General features: G+C 70.5%; 25 protein-coding genes and 1 tRNA gene. 10 read left to right on the plus strand and 16 right to left on the minus strand.

The genetic code is table 11. The annotated features are described in order from the left end of the window. Positions 1 to 5: 5 nt before the first annotated feature. On the minus strand, positions 6 to 1,016 hold the full coding sequence (locus MKK64_RS12960; RefSeq protein ID WP_409567945.1) for an efflux RND transporter periplasmic adaptor subunit: 1,011 nt from the start codon (positions 1,014 to 1,016) through the stop codon (positions 6 to 8). A 166-nt stretch (positions 1,017 to 1,182) separates the two neighbouring features. On the opposite strand from MKK64_RS12960, the gene MKK64_RS12965 reads away from it, so the two are divergent. Then, positions 1,183 to 1,761, plus strand: coding sequence for a TetR/AcrR family transcriptional regulator (locus MKK64_RS12965; RefSeq protein WP_147726499.1), 579 nt, complete (start codon positions 1,183 to 1,185; stop codon positions 1,759 to 1,761). On the opposite strand, the gene MKK64_RS12970 is transcribed toward MKK64_RS12965, so the two are convergent. Together MKK64_RS12970 and MKK64_RS12975 are read right to left on the minus strand one after the other, a co-directional pair. After that, the gene (locus tag MKK64_RS12970; RefSeq protein WP_405042385.1) at positions 1,755 to 2,660 is read right to left on the minus strand and encodes a histone deacetylase; all 906 of its coding nucleotides are present in this window, start codon (positions 2,658 to 2,660) and stop codon (positions 1,755 to 1,757) included. The two genes, MKK64_RS12965 and MKK64_RS12970, sit on opposite strands and share 7 nt — an antisense overlap. Then, positions 2,657 to 3,607, minus strand: a complete 951-nt coding sequence (locus tag MKK64_RS12975) for an NAD(P)/FAD-dependent oxidoreductase (RefSeq protein ID WP_243935344.1) — start codon at positions 3,605 to 3,607, stop codon at positions 2,657 to 2,659. Before MKK64_RS12975 ends, MKK64_RS12970 begins: the two co-directional genes overlap by 4 nt. A 109-nt stretch (positions 3,608 to 3,716) precedes the next feature. Here MKK64_RS12975 and MKK64_RS12980 point away from each other — a divergent pair, with 109 nt between their 5' ends. Together MKK64_RS12980 and MKK64_RS12985 are read left to right on the plus strand one after the other, a co-directional pair. After that, the gene (locus MKK64_RS12980; protein ID WP_243935346.1) at positions 3,717 to 4,910 is read left to right on the plus strand and encodes a ceramide glucosyltransferase; all 1,194 of its coding nucleotides are present in this window, start codon (positions 3,717 to 3,719) and stop codon (positions 4,908 to 4,910) included. A gap of 64 nt (positions 4,911 to 4,974) precedes the next feature. Then, the gene (locus MKK64_RS12985; protein ID WP_243935348.1) at positions 4,975 to 5,667 is read left to right on the plus strand and encodes a glutamine amidotransferase-related protein; all 693 of its coding nucleotides are present in this window, start codon (positions 4,975 to 4,977) and stop codon (positions 5,665 to 5,667) included. 6 nt (positions 5,668 to 5,673) lie between these two features. On the opposite strand, the gene MKK64_RS12990 is transcribed toward MKK64_RS12985, so the two are convergent. Continuing rightward, positions 5,674 to 5,758 (minus strand) — tRNA-Leu (locus tag MKK64_RS12990). Positions 5,759 to 5,914: 156 nt separating this feature from the next. Here MKK64_RS12990 and MKK64_RS12995 point away from each other — a divergent pair. Both MKK64_RS12995 and MKK64_RS13000 read left to right on the plus strand, forming a co-directional pair. Then, positions 5,915 to 6,496, plus strand: a complete 582-nt coding sequence (locus MKK64_RS12995) for a YqaA family protein (protein ID WP_147727379.1) — start codon at positions 5,915 to 5,917, stop codon at positions 6,494 to 6,496. Further along, positions 6,497 to 6,985, plus strand: coding sequence for a disulfide bond formation protein B (locus MKK64_RS13000; RefSeq protein ID WP_243935352.1), 489 nt, complete (start codon positions 6,497 to 6,499; stop codon positions 6,983 to 6,985). A gap of 53 nt (positions 6,986 to 7,038) precedes the next feature. On the opposite strand, the gene MKK64_RS13005 is transcribed toward MKK64_RS13000, so the two are convergent. From MKK64_RS13005 to cpdR, 4 genes are all read right to left on the minus strand, one after another. Then, positions 7,039 to 7,509, minus strand: coding sequence for a DUF1178 family protein (locus tag MKK64_RS13005; RefSeq protein ID WP_243935354.1), 471 nt, complete (start codon positions 7,507 to 7,509; stop codon positions 7,039 to 7,041). A gap of 4 nt (positions 7,510 to 7,513) precedes the next feature. Next, a complete protein-coding gene (locus MKK64_RS13010) occupies positions 7,514 to 8,371 on the minus strand; it encodes a carbon-nitrogen hydrolase family protein (protein ID WP_243935356.1) in 858 nt (285 codons plus the stop codon). After that, entirely contained in the window at positions 8,364 to 8,633 is a 270-nt protein-coding gene (grxC, locus tag MKK64_RS13015) for a glutaredoxin 3 (protein WP_243935359.1), read from the minus strand. The genes MKK64_RS13010 and grxC overlap by 8 nt, the downstream gene beginning before the upstream one ends. 86 nt (positions 8,634 to 8,719) lie before the next feature. Then, positions 8,720 to 9,076 (minus strand): cell cycle two-component system response regulator CpdR, encoded by a 357-nt coding sequence (cpdR, locus tag MKK64_RS13020; RefSeq protein WP_147727374.1) that lies wholly within the window; start codon positions 9,074 to 9,076, stop codon positions 8,720 to 8,722. 213 nt (positions 9,077 to 9,289) lie between these two features. Here cpdR and MKK64_RS13025 point away from each other — a divergent pair, with 213 nt between their 5' ends. Further along, the gene (locus MKK64_RS13025) at positions 9,290 to 10,192 is read left to right on the plus strand and encodes an N-formylglutamate amidohydrolase (RefSeq protein ID WP_147841821.1); all 903 of its coding nucleotides are present in this window, start codon (positions 9,290 to 9,292) and stop codon (positions 10,190 to 10,192) included. 491 nt (positions 10,193 to 10,683) lie between these two features. On the opposite strand, the gene MKK64_RS13030 is transcribed toward MKK64_RS13025, so the two are convergent. Then, positions 10,684 to 11,550, minus strand: a complete 867-nt coding sequence (locus MKK64_RS13030) for a UTP--glucose-1-phosphate uridylyltransferase (RefSeq protein ID WP_243935364.1) — start codon at positions 11,548 to 11,550, stop codon at positions 10,684 to 10,686. A gap of 161 nt (positions 11,551 to 11,711) precedes the next feature. Between MKK64_RS13030 and galE the strand changes: the two genes are divergently transcribed. Further along, a complete protein-coding gene (galE, locus tag MKK64_RS13035) occupies positions 11,712 to 12,704 on the plus strand; it encodes a UDP-glucose 4-epimerase GalE (protein ID WP_243935365.1) in 993 nt (330 codons plus the stop codon). Positions 12,705 to 12,708: 4 nt separating this feature from the next. Next, the gene (locus tag MKK64_RS13040; protein ID WP_243935366.1) at positions 12,709 to 13,932 is read left to right on the plus strand and encodes a lytic murein transglycosylase; all 1,224 of its coding nucleotides are present in this window, start codon (positions 12,709 to 12,711) and stop codon (positions 13,930 to 13,932) included. Between the two features lie 345 nt (positions 13,933 to 14,277). Here the strand turns inward: MKK64_RS13040 and MKK64_RS13045 are convergent, their stop codons facing one another. Together MKK64_RS13045 and MKK64_RS13050 are read right to left on the minus strand one after the other, a co-directional pair. Continuing rightward, entirely contained in the window at positions 14,278 to 14,559 is a 282-nt protein-coding gene (locus MKK64_RS13045; RefSeq protein ID WP_243935367.1) for a multiprotein-bridging factor 1 family protein, read from the minus strand. After that, positions 14,519 to 15,265, minus strand: coding sequence for a PAS domain-containing protein (locus MKK64_RS13050; RefSeq protein WP_243935369.1), 747 nt, complete (start codon positions 15,263 to 15,265; stop codon positions 14,519 to 14,521). Before MKK64_RS13050 ends, MKK64_RS13045 begins: the two co-directional genes overlap by 41 nt. A gap of 281 nt (positions 15,266 to 15,546) precedes the next feature. Between MKK64_RS13050 and MKK64_RS13055 the strand changes: the two genes are divergently transcribed. Further along, positions 15,547 to 17,229, plus strand: coding sequence for a methyl-accepting chemotaxis protein (locus MKK64_RS13055; RefSeq protein ID WP_243935371.1), 1,683 nt, complete (start codon positions 15,547 to 15,549; stop codon positions 17,227 to 17,229). A 277-nt stretch (positions 17,230 to 17,506) separates the two neighbouring features. Continuing rightward, a complete protein-coding gene (locus tag MKK64_RS13060; protein WP_243935372.1) occupies positions 17,507 to 18,904 on the plus strand; it encodes a DUF459 domain-containing protein in 1,398 nt (465 codons plus the stop codon). A 16-nt stretch (positions 18,905 to 18,920) separates the two neighbouring features. On the opposite strand, the gene MKK64_RS13065 is transcribed toward MKK64_RS13060, so the two are convergent. From MKK64_RS13065 to gltB, 5 genes are all read right to left on the minus strand, one after another. Further along, positions 18,921 to 20,354 carry a glutamate synthase subunit beta gene (locus tag MKK64_RS13065; protein WP_147725179.1) on the minus strand — a complete coding sequence of 478 codons (1,434 nt, stop codon included), beginning with the start codon at positions 20,352 to 20,354 and terminating at the stop codon, positions 18,921 to 18,923. A gap of 48 nt (positions 20,355 to 20,402) precedes the next feature. Continuing rightward, complete coding sequence (locus MKK64_RS13070) at positions 20,403 to 21,014, minus strand: glutathione S-transferase family protein (protein ID WP_243935585.1); 612 nt, start codon at positions 21,012 to 21,014, stop codon at positions 20,403 to 20,405. A gap of 100 nt (positions 21,015 to 21,114) precedes the next feature. Next, positions 21,115 to 21,405, minus strand: a complete 291-nt coding sequence (locus MKK64_RS13075) for a BrnA antitoxin family protein (RefSeq protein WP_147725183.1) — start codon at positions 21,403 to 21,405, stop codon at positions 21,115 to 21,117. Then, positions 21,368 to 21,637: a BrnT family toxin gene (locus MKK64_RS13080; protein ID WP_243935373.1), complete on the minus strand. Its 270-nt coding sequence runs from the start codon at positions 21,635 to 21,637 to the stop codon at positions 21,368 to 21,370. The genes MKK64_RS13075 and MKK64_RS13080 overlap by 38 nt, the downstream gene beginning before the upstream one ends. Before the next feature lie 25 nt (positions 21,638 to 21,662). Beyond that, positions 21,663 to 26,363: a glutamate synthase large subunit gene (gene gltB, locus MKK64_RS13085; protein WP_243935374.1), complete on the minus strand. Its 4,701-nt coding sequence runs from the start codon at positions 26,361 to 26,363 to the stop codon at positions 21,663 to 21,665. Positions 26,364 to 26,885 lie beyond the last annotated feature (522 nt).

Consider the following 26,885-nt stretch of genomic DNA (forward strand, 5'->3'; position numbering starts at 1 on the left):
CACCGTCACTTCGCGGCTCCCGTCGCGACCTGCTGGGCCACCGTCACGGCTTGGCCGGGGCGAAGGAACTGGATGCCGGCGATGACGACCTCCTCGCCCGACGCGACCCCGCTCGACAGCGCGATGCTGTCGGGGCCGTAGCGGTCGATCGTCACGATGCGGGGCGCCACCGTGCCGCCGGCGGGATCGCGTACCCAGACCGCGGGCTTGTCCTCCCACCGGTAGAGCGCCGACCACGGCAGCACGATCGCCGCGTGGCTCTGGAACCGGCCGCGGCCGATCACCACCGCGCCGAGGGTCATCGCGGGCGGCGTCTGCTTGAGGCCGACCTTGACGCGGACGGTGCCGGAGGCCGGATCGACGCTGGGCGAAATCTCGCGGACGCTGCCGACGGCGGTCACCGACGGGTCGCCCTGGAGCGTCACGTCGACGGTGCCGGATTGCGGAGGGGACGCCAGCAAGGCCTCGTAGACGTTGAAGACCGCATCGCGCGGCCCGTCCTGCGCCAGCGTCAGCACCGACTGGCCGGCCTGCACCACCTGCCCGGTCTCCAGGGAGCGGCTGAGCACGATGCCGGCCACGCCCGACCTCAGCTCGGTGTAGGACAGCTGTTCCTGCGCCGTGCCGAGGGCCGCCTTGGCCGAATCGACCGCGGCCTGGGTCGTGCGCAGCTGCTGCTCGGCGTTGTCGTAGGAGGGCCGCGTGGTGTAGCCGCTCGCCATCAGCGCTTCCTGGCGCTTGAACCCGAGCTTGGCCTGGGTCGAAAGCGCCTCGGCCGAGGCGAGCGCCGCCTGCGCGTTGGCGAGGTTCGAGCGTTGCTCGCGCGGGTCGAGCCGGGCCAGGACCTGATCGGCCGCGACATGGTCGCCGACCTCGACGAGGCGGGTCTCGATCTTGCCGGCGGTGCGGAACGAGACGCGGGTCTGCCCCTGCGCCTGGACGTCGCCGGTGAAGATGACGTCGCCGGCGATCGGGCTTTCCGCCGCGATCACCGTGCGCACCAGGGTCTGCGCCATCAGTGGCACCGGATCGGCACGGACGGCGGTCGCCGCCAGCATTGTCGACGCGAGGACGATGGAAAAACCTCGGTTCACGGCGTGCATGGTCCCGACTCGATCTATCGCGGCCGGAACTTATCCGCTATATTACCGACCGTCCAGACGGTTTTCACGGGCGGTATTGATGGACGACGGGACGGCGAAGACGCGTAGCCGGCGACAGGATCGCGCCGAGGTGATCCTCGACGCGGCCGAAGCCCTGCTCCGGCGCTCCGGCAGCCGCACGCTGACGATCGACGCCGTCGCGGTGGAAGCCGGGCTGAGCAAGGGCGGCGTGCTGCACCACTACGCCTCGAAGGATGCGCTCGTGACCGCGCTGGCGGTCCGCAAGGTCGGCCGGCTTCGCGCCGGCATCGCCGCCTGCCTTGCCGCCGGCCCGCGAGGGCCCGCCGCGCTGCCGCTGGCGGTGATCGCCCATGCCCGCGAGATGTACGCCGAGGAATGCGGGTTTCCGGATGCCCTGCTGATCGCGTCGGCCGACAACCCCGAGGCCGTGGCGGCCTTCTCCGACTTCCTGGCCGAGCAGCTCGCGGCGATGGGCGCGATCGAGGGGCGCGCGGGCCAGGGTGCGGCGCTGACCTTCTCGATCCTCGGCCTGATGCTGAGCCGCTCGCTCGACTTCCACCGCCTCGACGGCGCGGCGCTGAATTGCCTGTTCGACGCCCTCGAGACCCAGGCGCGGGCGCTGCCCGCGGATCAGTAGAGGGCGTTGGCCGCCAGCGCCTGGAACACCAGGGCGTGGCGGCCCGCGAGCGCGTCGACATCGTGCGTGTAGCCGCCGCCGATCACCGCGACGAGCGGGATGCCGCGGGCGCGCGCCTGCCCGACGACGAAGCGGTCGCGGGCAAGCAGCCCGTCGTCGCTGAGCGCGAGCCGGCCGAGGCGGTCGTCGCGATGCGGGTCGACGCCGGCATTGTAGAACACGAGGTCGGGCGCCAGCGCGTCGAGGAGGGGCGGAAGCCGCGCCTCGAGCACGGCGAGGTAGCCGGCATCGTCGAGCCCGTCGGGCAGGCCGATGTCGAGGTCGCCGGCGATCTTGGCGGTCGGGTAGTTCTTCTCGCAGTGGATCGAGAGGGTGAAGAGGTCCGGCGAGCGCGCGAGGCAGTCGGCGGTGCCGTCGCCCTGGTGCACGTCGCAATCGACCACGAGCGCCCGCCGGATCGCACCCTCGGCCTGCAGGGCGCGGGCGGCGACCGCGACGTCGTTGAAGACGCAGAACCCCGCCCCCTGCTCGCGCCGGGCATGATGGCTCCCGCCTGCAGCGCTTCCGGCGAGACCCTGCGCGAGGGCGAGGCGAGCCGCGAGCAGCGTGCCGCCGACCGAGGCGCGCGAGCGGCGGACGACGCTCGCGTCCACCGGCAGGCCGATCGCCCGCTCGATCGCCCGCGGGACCGAAAGAGCGAGGACGGCCTCGACGTAAGCCGCATCGTGGGCGAACCGCAGCAGCTCGGGCGAGGCCGGCTCCGGCGTCACGAACCCGCGCGGCGCCAGCCCGCGCTCCGTCAGGACTTCGGCGAGCCGCCCGTACTTGCGCATCGGGAACCGGTGCCCGGCCGGCAGGCTCGCCTCGTAGGCCGGGTGGAACACGATAGGCGGGATCACCGCGCGCCCTTCAGGTCCGCGACGATGCGCTCGCCCAGCGCCCGGCCGCTGTCGAAGGCCGCCTCGATCCGCGGGCCGAGGCACCAATCGCCGGCCGCGCCCAGCCACTGCGCCGGATCATAGAGGCAGGGCTCGCCGAGCGCCGTCTCGACCATGGCGTAGCGCCAGCGATGGACGGCGACGTAGGCCGGGCGGACCGCCCGGCCGAGACGGGCTTCGAGCGCGCCGATCAGCGCGGCCCGGACCGCCTCGCGCGGATCCTCCAGATGCGTGCGGGACCAGTCCGGCGCGGCATGCACCACCAGGGCGTGACCGGCCGCGCGGCCTGGCTTGGTCTCCTCGCGCACGATCAGCGCGATCGGACCGTCGGCGAACGCCAGATGCGCCTCCGAGAAGCCGGGGTGCTCGTCGAGGTCGAGGAGCAGCGACCAGCACGGCGCGTAGGTCGCCCGCTCCGGCCCGGCCAGGACGAGACCGCTCGCTGCAATCAACGCCACGACCTGCGGCGCCGGGAAGGTCAGGCCAACGGCGGCGAAGGGACCGCTGGCGACGCCGTCCGCATCCGTCAGCATCCAGCCGGCCTCCGAGCGCGCGATGCGGATGATCGTGGTCTCGAGTGAGACCGGAAAGCCGTCGAGCAGGGCGCGGACCGGCGCCGGCATGCCAGGCAGGCCGACGGTGCGGCCGTCCTCGCCCCAGGGCGCAGCGACGCCGGACGCGATCCAGGTTGCGCACTGCGCGCGGAACGCGTCGCCCTTGGCGCGGAAGAACTGCGCGCCGTGGTCGAAGCGCTGGCCCGTCCCGGTGCGCCGCGTCGCCATGCGCCCGCCGATGCCGCGGCCCTTGTCGAAGATGCGGACGGCGATGCCGGCTTGGGCGAGGCGTTGGGCGGCGGCGCCGCCCGCCATGCCGGCTCCGAGGATCGCGACGGTTCCGCCTTCGGCCAAAGCTTCGCTCCCCTGGGTGCGCCCGAGGCTGTCATACGGCTGAAATGCGCACCCTGTTAGGGGCAGTCCGCCGGCGCGGCCGCACGCCGCGGGACAGGCCGGTTCGGAGATGCGTGCCGCATGGGTCTCGCCAGCACCTTTACCGGCCCTCGACGGCACCGCGCTCGCCCTCGCGCCGTGCGCGCTCCTGACGATCGTCCACCTCGCGAGCCTGATCGTGGCGGGTCGGCGGATCGGCCGTTCGCCCGGCGAGACCACGTTCCCCGCCGGCGCGCCGATCTCCCTGGTGCGCCCGGTCTGCGGCCTCGAGACCTTCAGCGAGGAGACCCTCGCCCGCGGCTTCGCGCTCGACCACCCGGCCTACGAGATCCTGTTCTGCATCGCCGATGCCGCCGATCCGGTGCTGCCGCTGGTCCGCCGCCTGGTCGCGGCACATCCGCAGGTTCCGGCCCGCATCCTGATCGGCGACGAGCGCATCAGCGACAACCCGAAGCTCAACAACTGCGTGCGGGGCTGGGAGGCGGCGCGACACGATTGGATCGTCATCGCCGACTCGAACGTGCTGATGCCGGCGGACTACCTGCAGCGGATGCAGGCGGCGTGGCGCGCCGACACCGGCCTCGTCTGCTCGACGCCGATCGGCGCGCGGCCAGACGGGATCTGGGCCGCGGTCGAGTGCGCCTTCCTCAACACCCTCCAGGCGCGCTGGCAATATGCCGGCGAGGCGGTGGGGCTCGGCTTCGCGCAGGGCAAGAGCATGCTCTGGCATCGCCCGTTCCTCGAGGCGCAGGGCGGCATCCGGGCGCTGGCCGCCGAGATCGCCGAGGACGCGGCGGCGACGAAGCTGGTGCGCGCGGCCGGCCGCCGCGTCCACCTCGTCGCGGCGCCGTTCGAGCAGCCGCTGGGGCGCCGCAGGGCGTCCGAGGTCTGGTCCCGCCAGATCCGCTGGGCGCGCCTGCGCCGGGTGACGTTCCCGCTGTTCTTCGCGCCCGAGATCGCCAGCGGCACGCTGCTGCCGTTCCTGCTCGCAGGGCTCCTGGCCGGAACCTGGACGGCGGCGGCCGGCCTCGCCGCTCTCGCAGCTCTGGGCTACGCCGCCGAGCTCCGGCTGGCGACGCGCGCCGGCTGGTTCCACGCCCCCCGCCTGCTCCTCGCCTTCGTTCTGCGCGACGCGCTGATCCCGCTGGTCTGGTGCGCGGCCTGGACCCATCGCGCGATCGTCTGGCGCGGCAACGCCATGGACATCCGCCTCAAGCCCGTCGTCCGGCCGCGACGGGTCGGGCGGACGGCGCGCCCCGCCTGACCCGGTTGCATCGCGGCGCGAACGGCGCGATGCCGGTCGCGGATCATCAGCAGCGGTCGGTCACGTGCGCATCGCCATCCTCGAAGCCGGATCGCCTCCGGCGCGGCTCGACCGCTTCCCCTCCTACGGCGCGATGACGGCCCGGATGATCGGGCCGGCGCACGACAGCACGATCTTCGACGTCCGCGCAGGACGGATGCCCACCGATTGGCAGGCGTTCGACGGCTACGCCGTCACCGGCTCGGCGGCCGGCGTCTACGATCCGCTGCCGTGGATCGCGCCGCTGATCGCGGCCCTGCGCGCGCTCCCGCCGGAGAAGCGCCTCGTCGGCATCTGCTTCGGGCATCAGGTGATGGCGGAGGCCTATGGCGGCCGCGCGATCCGTTCGGAGAAGGGGCGCGCCCTCGGCCTGCACGGCTACGCGGTGACGGAGCGGGCGCCGTTCATGGACGACGCGACGCGGATCGCGGTGGCGGCGTTCCATCAGGATAAGGTCGTCGTGGCCCCGCCCGCGACCCGCGTGCTCGCGGCGAGCGCCTTCACGCCCTACGCGATGCTGGAATACCGGGACCGCGCCGCGCTGTCGGTGCAGTTCCACCTGGAATTCGAGCCCGACTACACCCGCGCCCTGATCGCCGGCCATGCCGATGCGCAGGACGATCCGGAGCGGGCGCAAGCGGCGCTCGCCTCGCTCGACGCACCGGACGACCGGCACCGGGTGGCGGGCTGGATCCGACGATTCCTGGAGCAGGAATGAGAAGGTTGGTGCGGGTAGAGGGAATCGAACCCCCACGCCTTGCGGCTGGCGATTTTGAGTCGCCCGCGTCTACCAGTTCCACCATACCCGCGACGGGGAGCCTTTTCGCACAGGTCCCGTGGCCGGGCCAAGCCCTTTCCCGAGGTCGCGCACGGCGTGCGGCGGATCGCCGGCACGCTGGTGCGGTCGGGCCGGCTGTGCTCAAAGGGCGCCCTGCCCCGAGGAACCCGATGCACAGACAGGCCCGATGATCCGCCGCCTCTACGAGTGGATACTCGCACTCTCGGGCAAGCCCTCCGCGCCCTACGTCCTCGGCGCCGTGGCGTTCGCCGAGAGCTCCTTCTTCCCGGTCCCGCCCGATGCGATGCTGGTGCCGATGGCGGTGAGCCGGCCCGACCGGGTGTGGTTCTACGCGCTGATCGCCACGGTCGGCTCGGTGCTCGGCGGCCTCGTCGGCTACGCCATCGGCGCGCTGCTGTTCGACTCGCTCGGAACCTGGCTGATCCGGCTCTACGGCCTGCAGGACAAGGCGGCGACCTTCCAGCAATCCTATGCCGAGTACGGGCACTGGGTGATCCTGCTCAAGGGGCTGACGCCGATCCCCTACAAGCTCGTGACCATCACCTCGGGCTTCGCCCATTACAGCCTGTTCTGGTTCACGCTGCTGTCGATCGTCACCCGCGGCGCGCGTTTCTTCATCCTCGCCGGGCTGCTCGGGCGCTACGGCGTCCAGATCCGCGGCGTGCTCGACCGCCATCTCAACGCGGTCGTCGCGATCTCGGTCGCGGTGATCGTCCTCGGCTTCGTCCTGTTCAAGGTGATCCTCTAGATGAGCTACGCCGTCCTGCTGCGCCTGCGCCGCGCCGCGCTCGCCGTCCTGATCGGCTCGATCCTCACGGTCGGCGCCGCCCTGGTGCTGCAGTTCGGCTACGGCTACGCACCGTGCAAGCTCTGCCTGACCGAGCGCCTGCCGTACTACGCGGCGGTGCCGCTCGCCGTCCTCGCGCTGTTCCTGCCCGAGCGACTCTCGCGCCTCACCCTCGGGCTGGCCGCGGCCGGCCTGCTCTACGGCGCCGGGCTCGGTGCCTACCACGCCGGCGCGGAGTGGGGGTTCTGGCCGGGCCCGACCGATTGCGGCGGCGGCACGGGCGCGAACCCGGCGGCCGTCGGCGATTTTCTGAACGCGTTGCAGACGACGAAGGTCGTCGACTGCTCGACCGCGGCGATGCGGGTGCTCGGCGTCTCGCTCGCCGGTTGGAACGCGGTCATCGCCTTCGTGCTCGCCGGCATCGCCGGCACGGCCGCAGCGAAGCCCTGAGCGATCCGACGCGATCGCTTCCGAACGCCCGGCCACTTCGACCGCGCGATCGATCAGTTGCGATCGTCGGGCATCGGCGGCAGGGGCGCGACGTCGATGCCCTCGTCGATCAGGGCGCGGGCCTCGTCCGGGCTGGCCTGCCCGTAGATCGCGCGCTCCCGCGTCTCGCCGTAATGGATCTTGCGCGCTTCCTCCGGGAACCGCGTCCCGACATGCTCGGCCGATGCGACGACGTGCTCGCGCAGGCTCCGCAGCATCTCGCGGATGCGCCGCTCCGGCTCGGCGATCATCGGCACCGGGGCGGGTGCGACGGGCACGGGCAAATCCGCGTCCGCGCCGCCCACCGGGCGCCCGCGGTCGGTACGGGCGAGGCTCGGCGCCATCAGGCCCTTCACCACCCGCGACGTGTCGCAGGCCGGGCAGGTCACGAGGCCGCGCGCCGCCTGCGTGTCGAAGGACTCGGACGAGGGAAACCAGCTCTCGAAGCCGTGCCCGGCCTCGCAGACGAGACTGTACCGGATCATGCCGTCACGACGGGGCGGTTCCTGAGGAGCCGACCCGCTCGACCGTGAACGGGCGCCCATGTTGCAGCGAGGGGATTCGCGCGCGGGCATCCGCGACCGCGGAAAGGTCGATCTCGGCCAGGATCACGCCGGGTTCGGCGCCGCCGGCATCGGCCAGCACCCGGCCCCACGGATCGACGATGAGCGAGTGCCCGTAGGTCTCGCGACCGTCCTCGTGCGTCCCGCCCTGGGCGGCCGAGATCATGAACGACCCGGTCTCGATCGCGCGCGCCCGGTGCAGCACGTGCCAATGCGCCTCGCCGGTCTGCCGGGTGAAGCACGCCGGCGCCGTCAGCACCGAGGCGCCGGCCTCGGCGAGCGCCCGGTAGAGGGCGGGGAAGCGGATGTCGTAGCAGATGCCGAGCCCGATCTCGGCCCACGGCGTCGGCGCGACGACGGCGCAGGCGCCGCCGGTATAGGTCGAGGATTCCCGCCAGCGCTCGCCGCTCGGCAGGTCGACGTCGAACAGGTGCAGCTTGTCGTAGGCCGCGACGATCGCGCCGTCCGCACCGATCAGGAAGGCGCGGTTGGCGATCTTCTCGCCGGCGCGGATCGCGAGGGAGCCGATCTGCACCACCGTCCCGGTCTCGCGTGCCGCGTCGCGGAGCGCGGCCAGCGTCTCGTCCTCGTCCTGGCCGCGCACCACCGCGAAGAGCCGTGCGCGGTCGCGCTCGACCAGCGAGGTCATCTCCGGGGTCTGGACGAACTGCGCGCCGCGCGATGCCGCCTCCCGCACGCCGGCCACCGCCGCGTCGCGGTTCGCGCCCGGGTCGCGACCCGAGCGCATCTGCACGCAGGCGGCGACGAAGCGGGTCTCAGGCATTCGCGGAGGCCTTCAGCAGCGCATCGAGCTCGCCGGCCTTGTCGAGGGCGTAGAGGTCGTCGCAGCCGCCGACATGGGTCTCGCCGACGAAGATCTGCGGCACGCTGGTGCGTCCGCCCGCGCGCGCCATCATGGTGGCGCGCTCGGGGGGCGTCTTCTCGACGTCGATTTCACGGAATGCGACGCCCTTCTCCTTGAGCAGGCTCTTGGCCGCCGAGCAGTAGGGGCACCACGCCGTCGTGTAGATCGTAACCGGATTCATGGGCGTGTTCGCGTCCCGCGGATGACACGACCATATAGGGGTCGGCGGTCCCGATCGCCTATGGCCGGAACGTCACGCCGGCCGCCTCAAGCGGCGAGGAGCTTCTCGACCTCGTTGACCAGATCGCGCAGGTGGAACGGCTTCGACAGTACCTTCGCGTCCTTGGGAGCCTTCGAATCCGGGTTGAGCGCCACGGCGGCGAAGCCCGTGATGAACATCACCTTGATGTCCGGGTCGAGCTCGGTCGCCCGGCGGGCGAGCTCGATCCCGTCCATCTCCGGCATCACGATGTCGGTCAGCAGCAGCTCGAACGGCTCTTCCCGCAGGCGATTGTAGGCCGACAGGCCGTTGTCGAACGACAGCACGTCGAAGCCGGCATTCTGCAACGCCTTGGCCAGGAACCGGCGCATGTCGTTGTCGTCTTCCGCCAAGAGAATTTTCATCGGACGGTTCCGGACCCTCGAATCGCAACGTTCTTTTCATAAAGGGAGCCAACGGTAAACAAGACGTTAGGATTTGCCGCCCCTGCGAGGTGACAGGCCGCACCGCGCGGCCATGCCGGAGCCCGCCGGCACGGTGGACAGGCCGCCGCCGCCGCCCCACAGTGCGGCCTTGACGTTGGCCGTTCCCATTCCCGACGGTGCGCCTCCCCGCCGATGACGCTCCCCTTTCCGCATCAGACAGACGCCTTCGGCTTCTCGCCCGCCTTCGCCGTGGACGAGCCGACGCGGCACACGCTGCCGTTCGTGTTCAACACCGGCCATTCCGGGTCGGTCTACCCGGACAGCTTCCTGAAGGCCTCGCGGCTCGACGCGCTGTCGCTGCGCCGGTCGGAGGACGCGCATGTCGACCGGCTGTTCGCCCAGGTGGTCGAGCTCGGCGCGCCGCTGCTGCGCTGCAATTTCCCGCGCGCCTATCTCGACGTGAACCGCGAGCCCTACGAGCTCGACCCGCGGATGTTCGAGGGCCGCCTGCCGCCCTTCGCCAACACGCGCTCGATGCGCGTCGCCGGCGGCCTCGGCACGGTGCCGCGCGTCGTCTCGGACGGGCAGGAGATCTATGCCGCGCGCATGCCGGTGGACGAGGCGGTGGCGCGCATCGACGGGCTGTACAAGCCGTATCATCGGGCTTTGCGCGGCTTGATCCTGCGCACGGTGCGGGAATTCGGGCGCTGCATGCTGATCGACTGCCACTCGATGCCGTCGTCGAGCCTGGGGCGCGATCACGATGCGCGGGCGGACTTCGTGCTCGGCGACCGCTTCGGCACCGCCTGCGACCCGGCGCTGATCGACGCTTTCGAGGCGGCCTTCCGCGCCCGCGGTTACAAGGTGGTACGCAACAAGCCCTATGCCGGAGGCTTCATCACCGAGCATTACGGCGAGCCGAACATCGGCCGGCACGCGCTGCAGATCGAGATCAACCGGGCGCTCTACATGAACGAGGCGAGCCTCGCGATCACGCCCGGCTTCTTCGACTTGGCCAAGACGCTCGGCGAGGCGATCGTCGAGGTCGCCGACGATCTCGGCTCGGAGACGCCGATCGGCATCGCCGCCGAATAGGTCGATAACGGCCACTCGTCGGATCGGGCGCAGGGCGCCGCAGGTCCTTCCGAGGTTGCCGATCGTTCTCCGGGAATCCTCGCCCGCGAGCGGGCATGACCGATCAGCCCGTTCCCGTCATCCCGGGCCGCACAGCGGAACCCGGGATCCAGAGCCGACGACGGCAGGATCGAGAACGGCCTGCGGTTCCGGATCCCCGGATCCGCCTTCGGCGCCCCGGAATGACGAGAAGCGTGCAGAACCGTGGTTGCGTGAAACTGATGACCCCGGGCCCGACCAGACACGTCGGGCAGTCCTGCGACCAAGAAAAAAGGCCACCCCCGAAGGAGCGGCCCGAAGTCTAGGGAGGAAACGCCCAAGAAGGGCTGCCGGACCGCGACGCCATCGCGATCCCGCAATGCACAAAGTAAATTGCGGCGCACAAAACGCAAGCGGAATACCCCTACCGGTTGCGCATACCCCGCCCGCTCCGGCTGCACGTCCGCAGCCGCCTAACCGTCGGCCAGGAGCTTCGCGATCTCGGCCTTGAGCGGGCCGGCCAGGTCCTTTCGGGCGAGCGCGTAGGCGATGTTGGCGGTGAGGAAGCCGAGCTTGGAGCCGGTGTCGTAGGTGCGGCCTTCGTAGTGCATGCCGAAGAAGTCCTGCTCGGCCATCAGCTTGATCATCGCGTCGGTGAGCTGGATCTCGCCGCCCGCGCCCTTCTCGCCATGCTCGAGGATGCCGAAGATCTCCGGCTGGAGGATGTAGCGGCCCGAGATGATGAAGTTCGAAGGCGCGGTGCCCTGCTTCGGCTTCTCGACCATGCCGGTGACCTCGAAGGTCTGGCCGAAGGTCTCGCCGACGCTGACGATGCCGTACTGATGCGTCTCCTCCGGAGCGACCTCCTCGACGGCGACGACGTTGCCGCCGTGGCGCTCGTAGGCGGCGAGCATCTGGCCCATGCAGCCGCGGCTGAGCATGTCCGGCAGCAGCACGGCGAAGGGCTCGTCGCCGACGATCTCGCGGGCGCACCACACCGCGTGGCCGAGGCCGAGCGGCGCCTGCTGACGGGTGAAGCTGGTCTGGCCGGCGGCCGGCAGGTCGCGCTTCAGCTCCTCGTAGGCCGCGGTCTTGCCGCGCTCCTGCAGCATCCGGTCGAGCTCGAACGCGATGTCGAAATGGTCTTCGATCACCGCCTTGCCGCGGCCGGTGACGAAGATGAAGTGCTCGATGCCGGCTTCCCGCGCCTCGTCGACCACGTGCTGGACGACCGGCCGGTCGACCACCGTCAGCATCTCTTTCGGGACGGCCTTGGTGGCCGGCAGGAAGCGGGTGCCGAGGCCCGCGACGGGGAGGACGGCCTTTCGGATCGGTTTCATCGAGCAAAAACCCAAACGTGGGAGTTGGACGGGCCGGGCGTTCCGGGCAACACTAGCACGGCAAGCGGACGGCTTCGCGCCGTTGCGCGGCACGATTGAGCATTATCGGTTAAAAGCAAGCTTCCGCTTGCTGGTTGGCGCGGTTTCTTTCAGGGGCAACGATGGCGGTTCTGGTCACGGGTGGTGCCGGTTATATCGGCAGTCACATGGTTCTTGCCCTGCAGGATGCCGGGCGGGAGGAGACGGTCGTCCTCGACGACCTCTCCACCGGGTTCGACTGGGCCCTGCCGCCGGAGGTGAAGCTCGTGCGCGGCGACGTCGGCGACCGCGGCCTCGTCACCGAGACGATCCTGCAGAACCGCGTCGACGCGATCGCTCATTTCGCCGCCCGCATCGTCGTGCCGGACTCGGTCGCCGACCCGCTGCACTACTACCTCGCCAACACGGTAAAGACGCGCGCGCTGATCGAGACCGCGGTGCGCACCGGCGTGAAGCACATCATCTTCTCCTCGACCGCCGCGGTCTACGGCGAGCCGGAGACCGTGCCGGTGCCGGAGGACCTCGCGACCAACCCGATCAACCCCTACGGCCGCTCGAAGCTGATGAGCGAGTGGATGATCCGCGACGCGGCGGCCGCGCACGGCTTCAGCTACGTCATCCTGCGCTACTTCAACGTTGCCGGTGCCGACCCGCGCGGGCGCACCGGACAGTCCACGCCGAACGCCACCCACCTGATCAAGGTCGCGACGCAGGCGGCCCTCGGCCAGCGCCCGCATCTCGAGGTGTTCGGCACCGACTACCCGACGCCGGACGGATCGTGCCTGCGCGACTACATCCAGGTCTCCGACCTCGCCGAGGCGCACCGGGTCGCCCTCGACCACCTGCGCGCCGGCGGCGAGAGCCTGACGCTGAATTGCGGCTACGGCACTGGCTATTCGGTGCTCGAGGTGATCGACACGGTGAAGCGCGTCTCCGGTCGCGACTTCCCGGTGCGCCTCTCGCCCCGCCGCCCCGGCGATCCGGCGCGGATCGTCGCCGAGGCGTCGCGGATCCGCGAGCAGCTCGGCTGGCGCCCGAAGCACGACGACCTCGACGCGATCGTGCGCCAGGCGCTCGACTGGGAAGACGCCCTGCCCAAGCGCAACCGGCACTGAGGCCGTGCGCCCGATCCGCGCCGCGCTCCTGGCCCTCTGCCTCTCCGCCGCTCCAGGCGGCTCCCTCGCCGAGCCTGCCGCCGTCGGGCAAGCCGGCCGGGTGGACACGTTTTCCGACTTCGTCGCGGCTCTCCGCGCGGATGCGCTCGCGAAGGGTATCGCGCCGGCGACCTTCGATGCGGCGTTCCGCGGCGTCGTGCCCGACCCCGCGGTGCTCGCCCGCATCAAGGGGCAGAGCGAGTTCGGGCGGCCGGTGTGGGACTATCTCGTCGGGGCGGTCTCGCCGGCGCGGATCGCCCGCGGCCGGGCCCGTGGAGCGGCGCTCGGGCCGACCCTCCCGGCGATCGAGGCGCGCTACGGCGTTCCGGCCTCGGTGCTCCTCGCGATCTGGGGCATCGAGTCGGATTTCGGCGCGAGCGGCGGTTCGGTGCCGACGATCCGCGCGCTGGCGACGCTCGCCGCCGCCCGGCACCGCGGCACGCTGTTTCGCGACGAGTTGCTCGCCGCCCTCGCGATTCAGCAGCGCGGCGACGTCGCGCCGGACCGGATGCTCGGCAGCTGGGCCGGCGCGATGGGACAGGTGCAGTTCCTGCCCTCGACGTTCCTGGCGCACGCGGTCGACTTCGACGGGGACGGCCGCAGCGACATCTGGGCGAGCGACGCCGATTCCCTCGCCTCGATCGCCGCCTACCTCAAAGACCTCGGCTGGAATCCCGCGATCGCGTGGGGCTACGCCGTCCGCCTGCCCGAGGGCTTCGACCTGACGCGCTACGCCGCGGACCTGCCTGAATTCTCGCGCCGCGGCGTCAGCCGGATCGATGGCGGCCCGTTGCCGGACAAGGGCGGAGCGTCCGTGTTCCTGCCCGGCGGCGCCGGCGGGCCGGCCTTCCTGATCACCGACAACTTCGAGGTGATCCGCGGCTACAACACCTCGGATTCCTACGCGCTGGCGGTCGGCCATCTCGCTGACCGCCTGGCCGGCGGGCCGCCCCTCGTCGCACCCTGGCCGAGCGCGGCGTCCCGCCTCGACAAGGCCGGCCTCCAGGCCTTGCAGACGGGCCTCGTCGCGCAGGGCCTCTATGCCGGCGAGGCCGACGGCCGCGCCGGGCCGAAGCTGCGCGAGGCGATCCGGCGCTACCAGATCCGCGAAGGCCTGACCGCCGACGGCTACGCCACGCCCGCCCTGCGCGACCGTCTCGCGGGCCGGACCGACGCCAGGCCTCGCTGAGGCCGACCCGTCGAGGCCCGGACCTCGCGCCGCACGGCGGCGTTCCGCCGGGCCTCTGGGATCCCGGTCTATGCGATCCGGCATGACAGCCGTCCCGAAATGTCCGTCGCGCCATTCTGGACACAGGAGGAGGCTCCGATGATCGGGCGTTTTATGAGGGGCGCCCGCGTGTTGCATCGTCGACCGCGCTTCGCGCGAGCCGGCATCCACCGCGCCTGAAGGCGCTCTCAAGACACGTCCGATCCGAGTGGGCATGACGTCGAACCGTCCGGCGATGCCGGCCGCCAAGGGCGCGGCATTATCGATCGCCGGCCCCGACGGCGCGTGGGCTCGAGATCCACACGATCAGGCGCCACGCCGATCCCTGGTCAAGATCACCCCCGTCATGCCGTCGAGGGTCCCGATGAAATCGATGCCGGCGCCTTCCAGGGCTCGACGCATCGCCAAGCGGGTTCGCGGCTGCACCGTCCCGACCTCCTCCTCCAGGCGCCGGATGCTCGAGACAGAGACGCCGGCGGCCCGAGCCAGATCCACGACGGACCAGCGCAGCATCGCGCGGGCTCCGCGCACGAGCGTCCCGGTGATCTCAGGCGACGAGAATCGACCGCTGGGCGGCATCTTCTGCATGATCCCGATCCACTCGCGCACCGAACCATCGGCATCGTGGAGGGGTATGGTGTGGTTGCTGTACCAATGGACCGTGCCGTCCGCGCAGAGAAGGCGTGCCGTGCTCCATCGCCGTTCGCCATGCCGACTCGATCCGTGCCCGATCCTCCGGGTGAATCGCGGCGAGCCAACCGTCGCCCTGCATTTCCGGGCCCGTCTGCCCAGTCAGGACCTGCCATGTCGGGCTTGGCCGCGCCTTCCCGTCCGGAGCCGTCGTCCAGACCACGGCCGCGATGGCATGAACGAGGCCGCGATAGCGTGCGGTGCTCTGCTCGGCGAGCAGACGCGCCTCGTGCGGGCCGGTCACGTCGAAGGCGATGCCCTCGGCACGCATCGGCCGATGGGCGTCGTCGAGAACGATCTGGGCCTTGACCGAAACCCAGCGCACGGTGTGGTCGGGACGCACAAGCCGGACCGTGCGGTCGATCGCCCGGCCGCTGTAGAGCATGTCGAACAGCTCGCCGAGGGCTTCGCGATCGTCCGGGTGGAGAAGTCGGTCGAGCAGGCCGAGGAGGCTCTCGTCCGAAGGCAGGCCGGTGATGTGGGCGAGGCCCAGCGAGCCGCTCATTTCACCGGTCCGCAGGTTGAGGGACCAGACGCCGACCTGGCCGGTCGCCTCGAGAAGGTTGAGCAACTGGTAGGAGGATGCATGGCGTCGGGCGGGCATCGCCCGACTTGGCCAGACGCTCCGTCGGAGTGCAACGTCGAGCCGGGGCGAAAGAGTGCAGATCGCTCTTTTATCCATCGCTCGGAGTGGAACCGAGCGGTTTGCGCTCTCGGACGGTGTCGTTCGCAAGCCGGAAACGCGCATTGTGAGACGTGCGGTCAATCATGCATCCATGAAACTCTCCTATCTTCCGAGACGTCCGTGATGGTCGTCGCGATGTCGCGTCGTAGGTCTGTCGTCCGGATTGTTGATGTTCTCAAGAATTCGGGGGATTTGTCATCATGCGTTGGACGATCGGAAAGACACTTGGTGCTTCGGGCGTAATCGGAGTCCTGCTCGCCACGGCCCTCGTCATGAACCAGTGGATCAGCGCCCAGCATATCATCGACGCGAACGCCGCGGCCGGACGCGAGCAGATCATCCTTGCAGGCATCCAGCAGACCCGCCTCTCGCACGCGGAGCTTCAAGCGGCGGTCGGCGACATCCGCACCGCGGAAACCGCCGAGCAGGTCGCCCGCGTCGCCGAGCGCATCCGCGCCGGCAAGGCAACCGGCGCAGCGGCGCTCGACGAGCCGATCCGGATCGCGCTGATCCCGGGCGTTCTTCAGGACCTTCGGACGAATCTCGTCACCTACGCCGACCTCGCGGCGTCATTGGCCGACGTCATCCGCTTCGAGAATGGCGCGCGGTCCGTCGACGGGAACAGGCTCTCGCGGATCGTCGCCGAGCAGCAGCGCGTGAACACGCTGTTGAACGAGGCGGGAACGGAATCGGTCGCCAATGCCCAGCGCTTTGCGGACGAGGCGCGGCGGAACACGGTCGCGACCGCCGAGTCCGCCAACCGGATCGGGCTCGCCATCGGCGGCACCGTCATCCTCGTCCTGATCGGCTCGGCCGTGTTCTCGGCCCTCGCGATCGGCCGCCCGATCCGCAAGCTCGCCGCCTGCGTGAGCGCCATCGCGCGGGGCGACACGGCGGCCGAGGTGCCCGCGACCCGGCGCGGCGACGAGCTGGGGGCGATGGCCGTCTCGGTGCAGGTGTTCAAGGAGAACCTGATCCGCACACAGGCCTTGGAGGAGGAGATGTCCCAGGGGCGGCTGGAGGCGGAGCGGCAGCGCCAGGCCGGGATGCGGCAGATGGCCGACGCCTTCGAAGCGGCCGTCGGCGGCATCGTCGGGCAGGTCTCGTCGGCGGCCACCGAGCTGCAGGCGACGGCTCAGCAGATGACCGCGACCGCCGGCGACACGGCGGCGCAGTCGGGCACCGTGGCAGCGGCGGCCACGCAGGCGGCGGACAACGTGAGCACGGTGGCCATCGCTGCCGAGCAACTCGGATCCTCGGTGCAGGAGATCGGACGGCAGATGTCCAGCTCGTCCGAGCTGGCGCGAGCCGCCGTGGTGGACGCCGATCAGACGGCGCGGCTGGTGCAGGAGCTCAGCCACGCCGCCGAGCAGATCGGGGCCATGGTCGGGATGATCTCCAACATCGCCTCGCAGACCAACCTGCTCGCCCTGAACGCCACGATCGAGGCCGCGCGTGCCGGTGAGGCTGGCCGCGGCTTCGCGGTCGTCGCGACGGAGGTGAAGGAGTTGGCCGGCCAGACGGCCAAGGCCACCGAGGAGATCAGCCAGCGCATCGGGCACGTGCAACACGTGACCGATCAGGCCGTGAGCGCGATCGGCGGCATCACCACCCGGATCCGCGAGATCAACGCGGTGGCCGCGACGATCGCGGCGGCCGTCGAGGAGCAGGGAGCGGCGACCCAGGAGATCGTGCGCAACGTCGCACAGGCCTCGGCCGGTGCGAGCGAGGTCACGGCCCACATCGCGGGCGTGGCGCGCGCGTCGGAGGACACGGGCGCTGCCGCGACCCAGGTCCTGGCGTCGAGTTCCGAGCTGTCGCGCCAGTCCGAACGCCTCGGCGCAGAGGTCGCGCACTTCCTGGCCACCGTCCGCGCCGCCTGAAACCCCGTCAACGCGTTCGTCGGCCCGTTTCCCTCATCCTCGCGGTGCCGCTTCGGCGTCTGCGAAGGATGAGGGGGCCGAACGATCGGGACTCGTCGAAAGACCGACGCTCTCAGGGTCGAATGGCCGCCCGTCATCGGTCACGGAACCGCCGTCGCGCCATCGTGGGCACAGGAGACCGCCGGCGCTCGGGAGGTTTTGCGGGAGGCTCTTAGACGCGGCGAGACCGCTCCGCTATGGTCGCCCGCGGGTCGAAGCCCGCGGGACCGGAGGGCGCATGAGACGCGACGCGACAAACCGAGCCGACGCGGCAGCCGCCAAGGCGCGCCGCCTCGTTCTGGCGCTCGGGGCCGGCCTCGCGCTTCCGCTCGTCCTTCTGCCGCCGTCGCCGGCCGAGGCGCAGTGGGGCGACAGCTACGACCAGCCGCGCCGACGCGGCCGCGACGCCTATTACCGCGAGGACGACGGCTATGCCCGCGCGCCGCGCCGCGCCGCGCCGGAGCCCGAGCAGCGCCAGTTCTACTGGCCGTGGGAAGACCGGCCGAGCCCGCCGGAGCCGCGGCAGGCGGCCCCGACCTATCGCCCGCCGCGCGTGCGCCCGCCCGCCAGCGCGGAGACCGGCCGCCAGCTTCGGCGTCCGCAGACCCGGCCGGCGCCCACGGTCGCGGCGCCGGCGCCGGCCGTGAAGAAGACCGAGGCGAAGGTCCAGATCGCGGTGTTCGGCGATTCGCTGGCCGACCATCTCAGCCGCGGGCTGGACGACGTGTTCGAGGACACCGCCGACGTCGCGGTGATCGACCGCGCCAAGGCCGACAGCGGCCTCGTGCGCAGGGACGTCGTCGATTGGCCGAAGGCCGCCGAGGACTACCTGAAGGCGAACCCTAAGGTCGGCTATGCCGTGGTCATGCTCGGCGCCAACGATCGCCAGCCGATGCGCGACGGGGACCAGACCCTCGATCCGCTCTCTGACCGCTGGCGCGAGGTCTACCGCACCCGCGTGGACGCACTGGTGAAGGTCTTCACCGACCGGAAGATTCCGCTCGTCTGGGTCGGCGCCCCGCCGATGCGCAGCGAGAGCCTGACGCGCGACCTCGGCAGCCTCAACGAGATCGTCCGGGATGCCGTGACCAAGGCGGGGGGCACCTACGTCGATGTCGGGCCGGGCTTCTCCGACGACCGCAACCACTACACCGCCACGGGACCGGACCTCGACGGGCAGAGCGCCAAGCTCCGCACCGCCGACGGCGTGCACTTCACCCATGCCGGCGCCCGCAAGCTCGCGCATTTCGCCGACGTGGAGCTGAAGCGCCTGATGGGTGCGACGGCGCCCACCGCGCCCGAGCAGCCGGCCGCCGCCGTCTCGGCCCTGCCCGCGACGCCACTCGACGGGGCACCGGCGACGACCCTCGACGACGTCACCGCGATCGACAGGCAGATCACGGCGATGCTGCCGAGCCTGCCCGAGCCGCCCGGCGTCCCGGCCCTCCCCGTCAAGTCGGCGGCGGGGCCGGTCGTCCCGCTCGGCCGGATCGAGCTGTCGCCCGGCGGCGTCCTGGTCAGCGGTCGACCGCGCGACGGCGACGCCACCGGCACGGTCGAGCGCGCGCTCCAGCGCGGGGCGGCACCGCTGCCGCAGCCCGGCCGCGCCGACGATTTCCGCTGGCCGCCGGGCTGAACGCCCGGCGAAAACCTCAGCGCGGGAGGATCGAGGCACCCATCAGCGTCTCGTCGATCGAGCGGGCGGCCTGACGGCCCTCGCGGATCGCCCAGACGACGAGGGACTGGCCGCGGCGCATGTCGCCGGCCGCCCAGATCTTCGGGTCGGAGGTGCGGTAATCCTCCTCGTTGGCGGTGACGTTGCCGCGCTTGTCGACCGTGATGCCGGACTGCTCGAGCAGGCCCTTCTGGATCGAGCCGGCGAAGCCGATCGCCATGAAGACGAGGTCGGCCGGCAGCACGAACTCGCTGCCCTCGATCGGCTGGCGCTTGGCGTCGACGCGCGCGCAGACGACGCCGGTGAGCCGGCCCTTCTTGTTGCCTTCGAGCCGGAGCGTCGCCGCCTGGAACTCGCGCTCGGCGCCCTCGGCCTGGCTCGACGAGGTCCGCATCTTGGTCGGCCAGTACGGCCAGACCGAGAGCTTGTCCTCGCGCTCTGGGGGCCGCGGCCGGATGTCGAGCTGCGTCACCGACAGGGCGCCCTGCCGGAAGGCGGTTCCGACGCAATCGGACGCGGTGTCGCCGCCGCCGATCACCACCACGTTCTTGCCCGATGCCAGGATCGGCGCCTCGCCGTTGCCGCGCATCGGCTCGGCGCCGACGCGGCGGTTCGACTGGATCAGGTAGGGCATCGCGTAGTGCACGCCCTCCATCTCCTGCCCCGGCAGCTGCGGGTTGCGCGGGTCCTCGGCGCCGCCGGAGAACAGCACCGCGTCGAACTCCGCGGTCAGCTCCTCGACCGGCTTCGTCACGCCGACGTTCTGGTTGTAGTGGAAGACCACGCCCTCGGCTTCCATCTGCTTCACGCGTCGGTCGATGTGGCGCTTCTCCATCTTGAAGTCGGGAATGCCGTAGCGGAGCAGGCCGCCGGCCTTCGGCTCGCGCTCGTAGACGTGCACCGCGTGCCCGACCCGGGCGAGCTGCTGCGCCGCCGCGAGGCCGGCCGGGCCCGACCCGATCACCGCGACCTTCTTGCCGGTGCGGATCGACGACGGCTCGGGCTTGACCCAGCCCATGTTCCAGGCGCGGTCGGCGATGGCCTGCTCGATCGTCTTGATCGCGACCGGCTGGTTCTCGAGGTTCAGCGTGCAGGCTTCCTCGCACGGCGCCGGGCAGATGCGGCCGGTGAATTCCGGGAAGTTGTTGGTGGAGTGCAGGTTGCGCGCGGCTTCTTCCCAATCCGACTGGAACACGAGGTCGTTCCAGTCCGGGATCTGGTTGTGCACCGGGCAGCCGGTCGGCCCGTGGCAGAACGGGATGCCGCAATCCATGCAGCGGGCGGCCTGCTTCTTCAGGTCGTGCTCGTCGAGCGGCAGGGTGAACTCGCGGAAGTGTCGCACGCGGTCGGCCGCGAGCTGGTACTTCTGGTCCTGCCGGTCGAATTCGAGGAAGCCGGTGATCTTGCCCATCGGGATGCTCAGCGTCGGTAGCGAAAAATCGGTGGTGCCGCGATCGGGTCAGCGACCGGCGGCGGTGGCGATAGCGTCGGGTTCGATCCGGAACGCGACCTTGCATCGGTCGAGCCAATCCCGGATCGCGGGCCTCGCGGCCAGATCGAATCCACCCTCGTCGGCCCACTGGGTGTAGGCGAACAGGGCGACGTCGGCGATGGTCGCGTCGTCGCCCACGAACCAGCCCGTTCCGGCGAGATGCCGCTCCATCAGGTCGAGCGCCGCCTCGCCGCGCGCGACCCTGGCCGGATCGCGGGCCTCGCGCCGCACGCCGCGGAACTTCATCTCCGCCCGGCAGACCGCGACCGCCGGCTCGTGGCTGTACTGCTCCCAGAACAGCCACTGATCGACCGTCGCCGCCGCGAAGGCATCGTCCGGCAGCAACGCGCTGCCGCGGGCGAGGTAGCGGATGATCGCGTTCGACTGCGCGAGCCGACGCCCGTCCGCGAACGCCACGCCCGGGATCTGGCCTGCCGGAAACAGGGCGAGGTAGGCGGGCGTCCGGCTCTCGCCCTTCACCGCGTCGACCGGCACCCATTCGTAGGCGAGGCCGAGCCGATCGGCGACGATCTTGATCTTCAGGCAATTGCCCGAGGTGAGATCGCCGTAGATCCGCATGGCGGCAGGTGGGATCGTCGCTAGCGTCGCCGTCATGTCGTCCCCCCTCGCGATGTCCGCCATCGCTCGCGTGTTTCGTCCGGGCCGTTCGTCGGCCGGCTCAGAGCCGGTCGGAATGCTCGCGCAACCATTCCTTGAGCGCGGTCTCGATCCGTATCTGCCAGCCTGGCCCTCCGGCTCGGAACCGCTCGACGAGATCGGTGGGAAGCACCAACCGTTCAGTCTCGCCGGGACGGTGCCCGCGCTCGATCAGGCGGCCGCCGACGAAACGATCGGCCTTCTCGAACCAAGCCTCGTCCAGTTCCGGCGCGTCGTCCGGATCCCAGCCGATCTCGTCGGGGTTCAGCGGTCGGTCAGCCGCGTTCGCGATAGCGCGCTTGCTCTCGGTCATTGGCCTTCCTCATGCTGATGATCCGGCGAGTATGATCCCGTTCGGTCCAAACGACGACCACCATCCGTCCGTCGAGCATTCCCACCGTGATCGATCGCGCCTCGCGGTAGTCCATCCGCTCGTCCCGGAACGTCGTCACCGCGGCGGCGAAGACTTCAGGGGTGCGTGCGAAATCGAGGCCCCTCTCGCGCAACGTCACCAGACGCTTCGCGGCATCGAACGTGATCTCCATCGACCGGCACGAGGCCGGCGCGCGCCTACTCGGCCGCCACCGGCATCCGTGCCATCTCCATCTCGCGCAACGCCCGGCGGTACTCCACCGGCATCACCTTGACGAACTTGGTGCGGTAGCCCGCCCAGTCGTCGAGGATCGCCTTGGCACGCGGGCTGCCCGTATACTTCAAGTGATTGGTGATGAGCTGCGACAGGCGCTCCTCGTCGTGGCCGGACATGTCGGCGAGGATGTCGACGCGGCCCTTGGTCTCCAGGTCGCCGTCCTGGTGGAAGCGGCGCATCAGGTCGTCCTCCTCCTCGACCGGCTCGAGATCGACCATCGAGAGGTTGCAGCGGGCCGAGAACGAGCCGTCCTCGTCGAGCACGTAGGCGATGCCGCCGGACATGCCGGCGGCGAAGTTGCGGCCGGTCTCGCCGATCGACACAACCACGCCGCCGGTCATGTACTCGCAGCCATGGTCGCCCATGCCCTCGACGACGGTGATCGCACCGGAGTTGCGCACGGCGAAGCGCTCGCCGGCCGAGCCGCGGACGTAGCACTCGCCGGCAATGGCGCCGTAGAGCACGGTGTTGCCGACCATGATGGTCCTGTCGGCGGGCGCCTTCAGCGCGTCGCTCGGCCGGATGATCAGCTTGCCGCCCGACAGGCCCTTGCCGACGTAGTCGTTGCCGTGGCCGGTGAGCTCGATCGTCACGCCGGCCGCGACCCAGGCGCCGAAGCTCTGGCCGGCCGTGCCGGAGAGCTTCACCACGATGGTGTCGTCGGGCAGGCCCTCGTGGCCGTGCGCCTTGGCGACGGCGCCCGAGAGCATCGCGCCCGCGGTGCGGTCGGAATTGCGGATCACGTCGTGGAGCACCACCGGCTCGCCGGTGTCGATCGCGTTCTGCGCGCCGGCGATCAGGCGCCGGTCGAGGACGTGGTCGATCGGGTGCTTCTGCGTCTCGACCCAGCGGATGGCGACCTCCGGCCCGACGTCGGGACGGTGGAACAGCTTCGAGAAGTCGAGCCCGCGCGCCTTCCAGTGCTGGATCGCCTCCACCTTGTCGAGGAAGTCGGAACGCCCGACGAGGTCCTCGAGCTTGGTGAAGCCCATCGCCGCGATCAGCTCGCGCAGCTCCTCGGCGACGTAGAAGAAGTAGTTCACCACGTGCTCGGGGGTGCCCTTGAAGCGCTTGCGCAGCACCGGGTCCTGGGTCGCGACGCCGACCGGGCAGGTGTTGAGGTGGCACTTGCGCATCATGATGCAGCCGGCCGCGATCAGCGGCGCGGTCGAGAAGCCGAACTGGTCGGCGCCGAGCAGGGCCGCGATCAGCACGTCGCGGCCGGTGCGGATGCCGCCGTCGGCCTGCAGCGCGACGCGGCCGCGCAGGTGGTTCATCACCAGCGTCTGCTGCGTCTCGGCGAGGCCGGTCTCCCACGGGCCGCCGGCATGCTTGAGCGAGGTCAGCGGCGCCGCGCCGGTGCCGCCGTCGAAGCCCGAGATGGTGATGTGGTCGGCCCGCGCCTTGGCGACGCCGGTCGCGACCGTGCCGACGCCGACCTCGGAGACGAGCTTGACCGAGACATCGGCCGCCGGGTTCACGTTCTTCAGGTCGAAGATCAGCTGTGCCAGATCCTCGATCGAGTAGATGTCGTGGTGCGGCGGCGGCGAGATCAGGCCGACGCCGGGCGTGGCGTAGCGGACCTTGGCGATCTTGGCGTCGACCTTGTGGCCGGGCAGCTGTCCGCCCTCGCCGGGCTTGGCGCCCTGCGCGACCTTGATCTGCATCATGTCGGCGTTGACGAGGTACTCGGTCGTGACGCCGAAGCGGCCGGACGCGACCTGCTTGATCGACGAGCGGCGCGAGCGACCGTCCGGCAGCGGCTTGAAGCGCTCGACCTCCTCGCCGCCCTCGCCCGAGTTCGAACGGCCGCCGAAGGAGTTCAGGGCGATCGCCAGGGTCTCGTGCGCCTCCTTCGAGATCGAGCCGTAGGACATCGCGCCGGTGGCGAAGCGCTTGACGATGTCGGCGGCCGGCTCGACGCTCTCCACGGGCACCGGCTCGCGCCCGATCTCGCCGGCGAGCTTGATCCGGAACAGGCCGCGCAGGGTCTTGAGCTGCTGCTCCTGGTCGTTCACCAGCTTGGCGTATTCGCGGTAGCGCTCGGGCACGCCGAGGCGCACCGCATGCTGCAGCGTCGCGACGGTGTCCGGGGTCCAGGTATGGGCCTCGCCGCGCAGCCGGTAGGCGTACTCGCCGCCGACATCGAGGGCGTTGCGATAGATCGGCGCGTCGCCGAACGCGTCGGCGTGGCGGCGCACGGTCTCCTCGGCGATCTCGGCCATGCCGACGCCCTCGACCATCGTCGCGGTGCCGAAGAAGTCGCGCGCGACGAAGGCCGAGTTCAGCCCGATCGCGTCGAAGATCTGCGCGCCGCAATAGGACTGGTAGGTCGAGATGCCCATCTTCGACATGACCTTCAGCAGGCCCTTATCGATCGACTTGATGTAGCGGTAGATGATCTCCTCGTCGACGAGGTCCGGCGGGAACTCGTGCTTCATCGCCACCAGCGTCTCGAAGGCGAGATACGGGTTGATCGCCTCGGCGCCGTAGCCGGCCAGGCACGCGAAGTGATGGATCTCGCGCGGCTCGCCCGATTCGACCACGAGCCCGACCGAGGTGCGCAGCCCCTTGCGGATCAGGTAGTTGTGCACGGCCGCCGTCGCCAGCAGCGCCGGGATCGGGATGCGGTCGGGGCCGACCGCGCGGTCGGACAGGACGATGATGTTGTAGCCGCCGCGCACCGCGACTTCCGCGCGGTCGCAGAGCCGGTCGAGCGCGCCGTTCATCGCCGCCGCGCCGGTCTCGGCCGGGTAGGTGATGTCCAGCGTCTTGGTGTCGAAGCGGTCCTCGAAATGGCCGATCGAGCGGATCTTCTCGAGATCCGTGTTGGTCAGGATCGGCTGGCGGACTTCCAGGCGCTTGCGGCGCGAGGCGCCTTCCATGTCGAGCAGGTTCGGGCGCGGGCCGATGAACGAGACGAGGCTCATCACGGCCTCCTCGCGGATCGGGTCGATCGGCGGGTTGGTGACCTGCGCGAAGTTCTGCTTGAAGTAGGTGTAGAGTGACTTCGACTTGTCGGACAGAGCGGAGAGCGGCGTGTCGGTGCCCATCGAGCCGACCGCCTCCTGGCCGGTCACGGCCATCGGCGCCATGAGCAGCTTGAGGTCTTCCTGGCTGTAGCCGAAGGCCTGCTGCCGATCGAGCAGCGACACGTCGGTGCGGCTCTCGCGGGCGGTGACCGGCTTGAGGTCCTCGAGCACGATCTGGGTGTTCTTCACCCACTCCGCGTAGGGGTGCGCGGCGGCGAGCTCGCCCTTGATCTCCTCGTCGTCGACGATGCGGCCCTTCTCGAGGTCGATCAGCAGCATCCGGCCCGGCTGCAGGCGCCAGGACTGGACGATCTTCTCGTCCGGGATCGGCAGAACGCCCATCTCGGAGGCGAGCACGACGAGGCCGTCGTCGGTGACGACGTAGCGGGCGGGGCGGAGGCCGTTGCGGTCGAGGGTCGCGCCGATCTGGCGGCCGTCGGTGAAGGCGACGGCGGCGGGCCCGTCCCACGGCTCCATCAGCGCGGCATGGTACTCGTAGAACGAGCGCCGATCCTCGCCCATCAACGGGTTGCCGGCCCAGGCCTCGGGGATGAGCATCATCATCGCGTGGGCCAGCGGGTAGCCGCCCATCACGAGGAACTCGAGTGCGTTGTCGAAGCACGCGGTGTCGGACTGGCCCTCGTAGGAGATCGGCCAGATCTTCGAGATGTCGTTGCCGAACAGCTCCGAATCGACGCTCGCCTGGCGGGCCGACATCCAGTTCACGTTGCCGCGCAGCGTGTTGATCTCGCCGTTATGCGCCACCATCCGGTAGGGGTGCGACAGGCGCCAGGTCGGGAAGGTGTTGGTGGCGAAGCGCTGGTGCACCAGCGCGATCGCCGAGACGAAGCGCTGGTCCTTCAGGTCGAGAAAGTAGTTCCCGAGCTGGTTCACCAGGACCATGCCCTTGTAGACGATGGTCCGGCTCGACACGGAGACGGGGTAGAACTCCATCACCCGCGGGTCCTTCAGGCCGTAGACGCGGCCGGAGATCACCTTGCGGGCGACGTAGATGCGCCGCTCGAACGCGTCGCCATCGGCCGCCGAGGCCGGGCGCCCGATGAAGAGCTGGCGGTGATGCGGCTCGGTCGCCTTCACGGCGATGCCGAGATCCTCGGGGTCGACCGGCACGTCGCGCCAGCCGAGCAGGGGCAGCCCTTCCGACGCGAGCGCTTCCTCGACGATGGCCTCGATGATCGCGCGCGGCTCGTCGGCCTTCGGCATGAACAGCTGCGCGATGGCGTAGTCGCCGGCCGGGGGCAGCTCGAAGCCGAGGCGCGAGCATTCCTCGGCGAAGAAGGCGTGCGGGATCTGCGTGAGGATGCCGCAGCCGTCGCCCATCTTCGGGTCGGCTCCGACCGCGCCGCGATGGTCGAGGTTCTCCAGGATCTTCAGGCCCTGCTCGACGATGGCGTGGGTGCGCCGGTCGTGCATGTCGGCGACGAAGCCGACGCCGCAGCCGTCCCGCTCGTTGCGGGGATCGTAGGCGCCCTGCGCCACCGGCATCGCCGGATCGCGCACCACCAGCGGCGCGACGCCGTCGCGGGCCGCCGGCGCCGTGTCGGCGTTGAGGTTCCCGCTCACGGCCATGTCCGCATTCCCGAAAGCCGCCATGCCCACCATCCCCGAAAGATCGACCAGACCCGTTCGAACGCCCATGCCCGCCAGGCGAGCATGTTTCATGCCCGGCGCTCAAGCGAGGCCGGGCCAGTCATCTTGTCTCGTCGGGTCTCGGGAGGGTCCTCGGTGGAGGAAGCGCCCGCTACCCGCGGGCTCGCACCGGCCCGATGTCAGCCGGCGTGGGCCCGGATCGCCTCTGCGGCGACCGGCTCGCGATCTCGTTTCGACGTCACGATGGTCACGTCCCGAAACCCTCTGCCCAGGCCTGAACGGCCCCACCGCGCGGCATCGTTCGCACGCGCGCACTAGAAATGGGACAGTCATACTGTCCTAACGCTGCAAACTGGCAGATTTCAAAAATTCCAGCAAGGGCCCCGCGGGACCAAAAGCGGCGTTTTGATGCCGCATCCCATGCCGGATCCCATGTCCGGTCCCATGTCCGCCCCCACACCGGATCGGCAGGCGACCCAATTCCCCGTCGTGCGAGGGGCC

The sequence above is a fragment of the Methylobacterium sp. E-025 genome, assembly GCF_022829705.1.
In the GTDB taxonomy this organism is placed as follows: domain Bacteria; phylum Pseudomonadota; class Alphaproteobacteria; order Rhizobiales; family Beijerinckiaceae; genus Methylobacterium.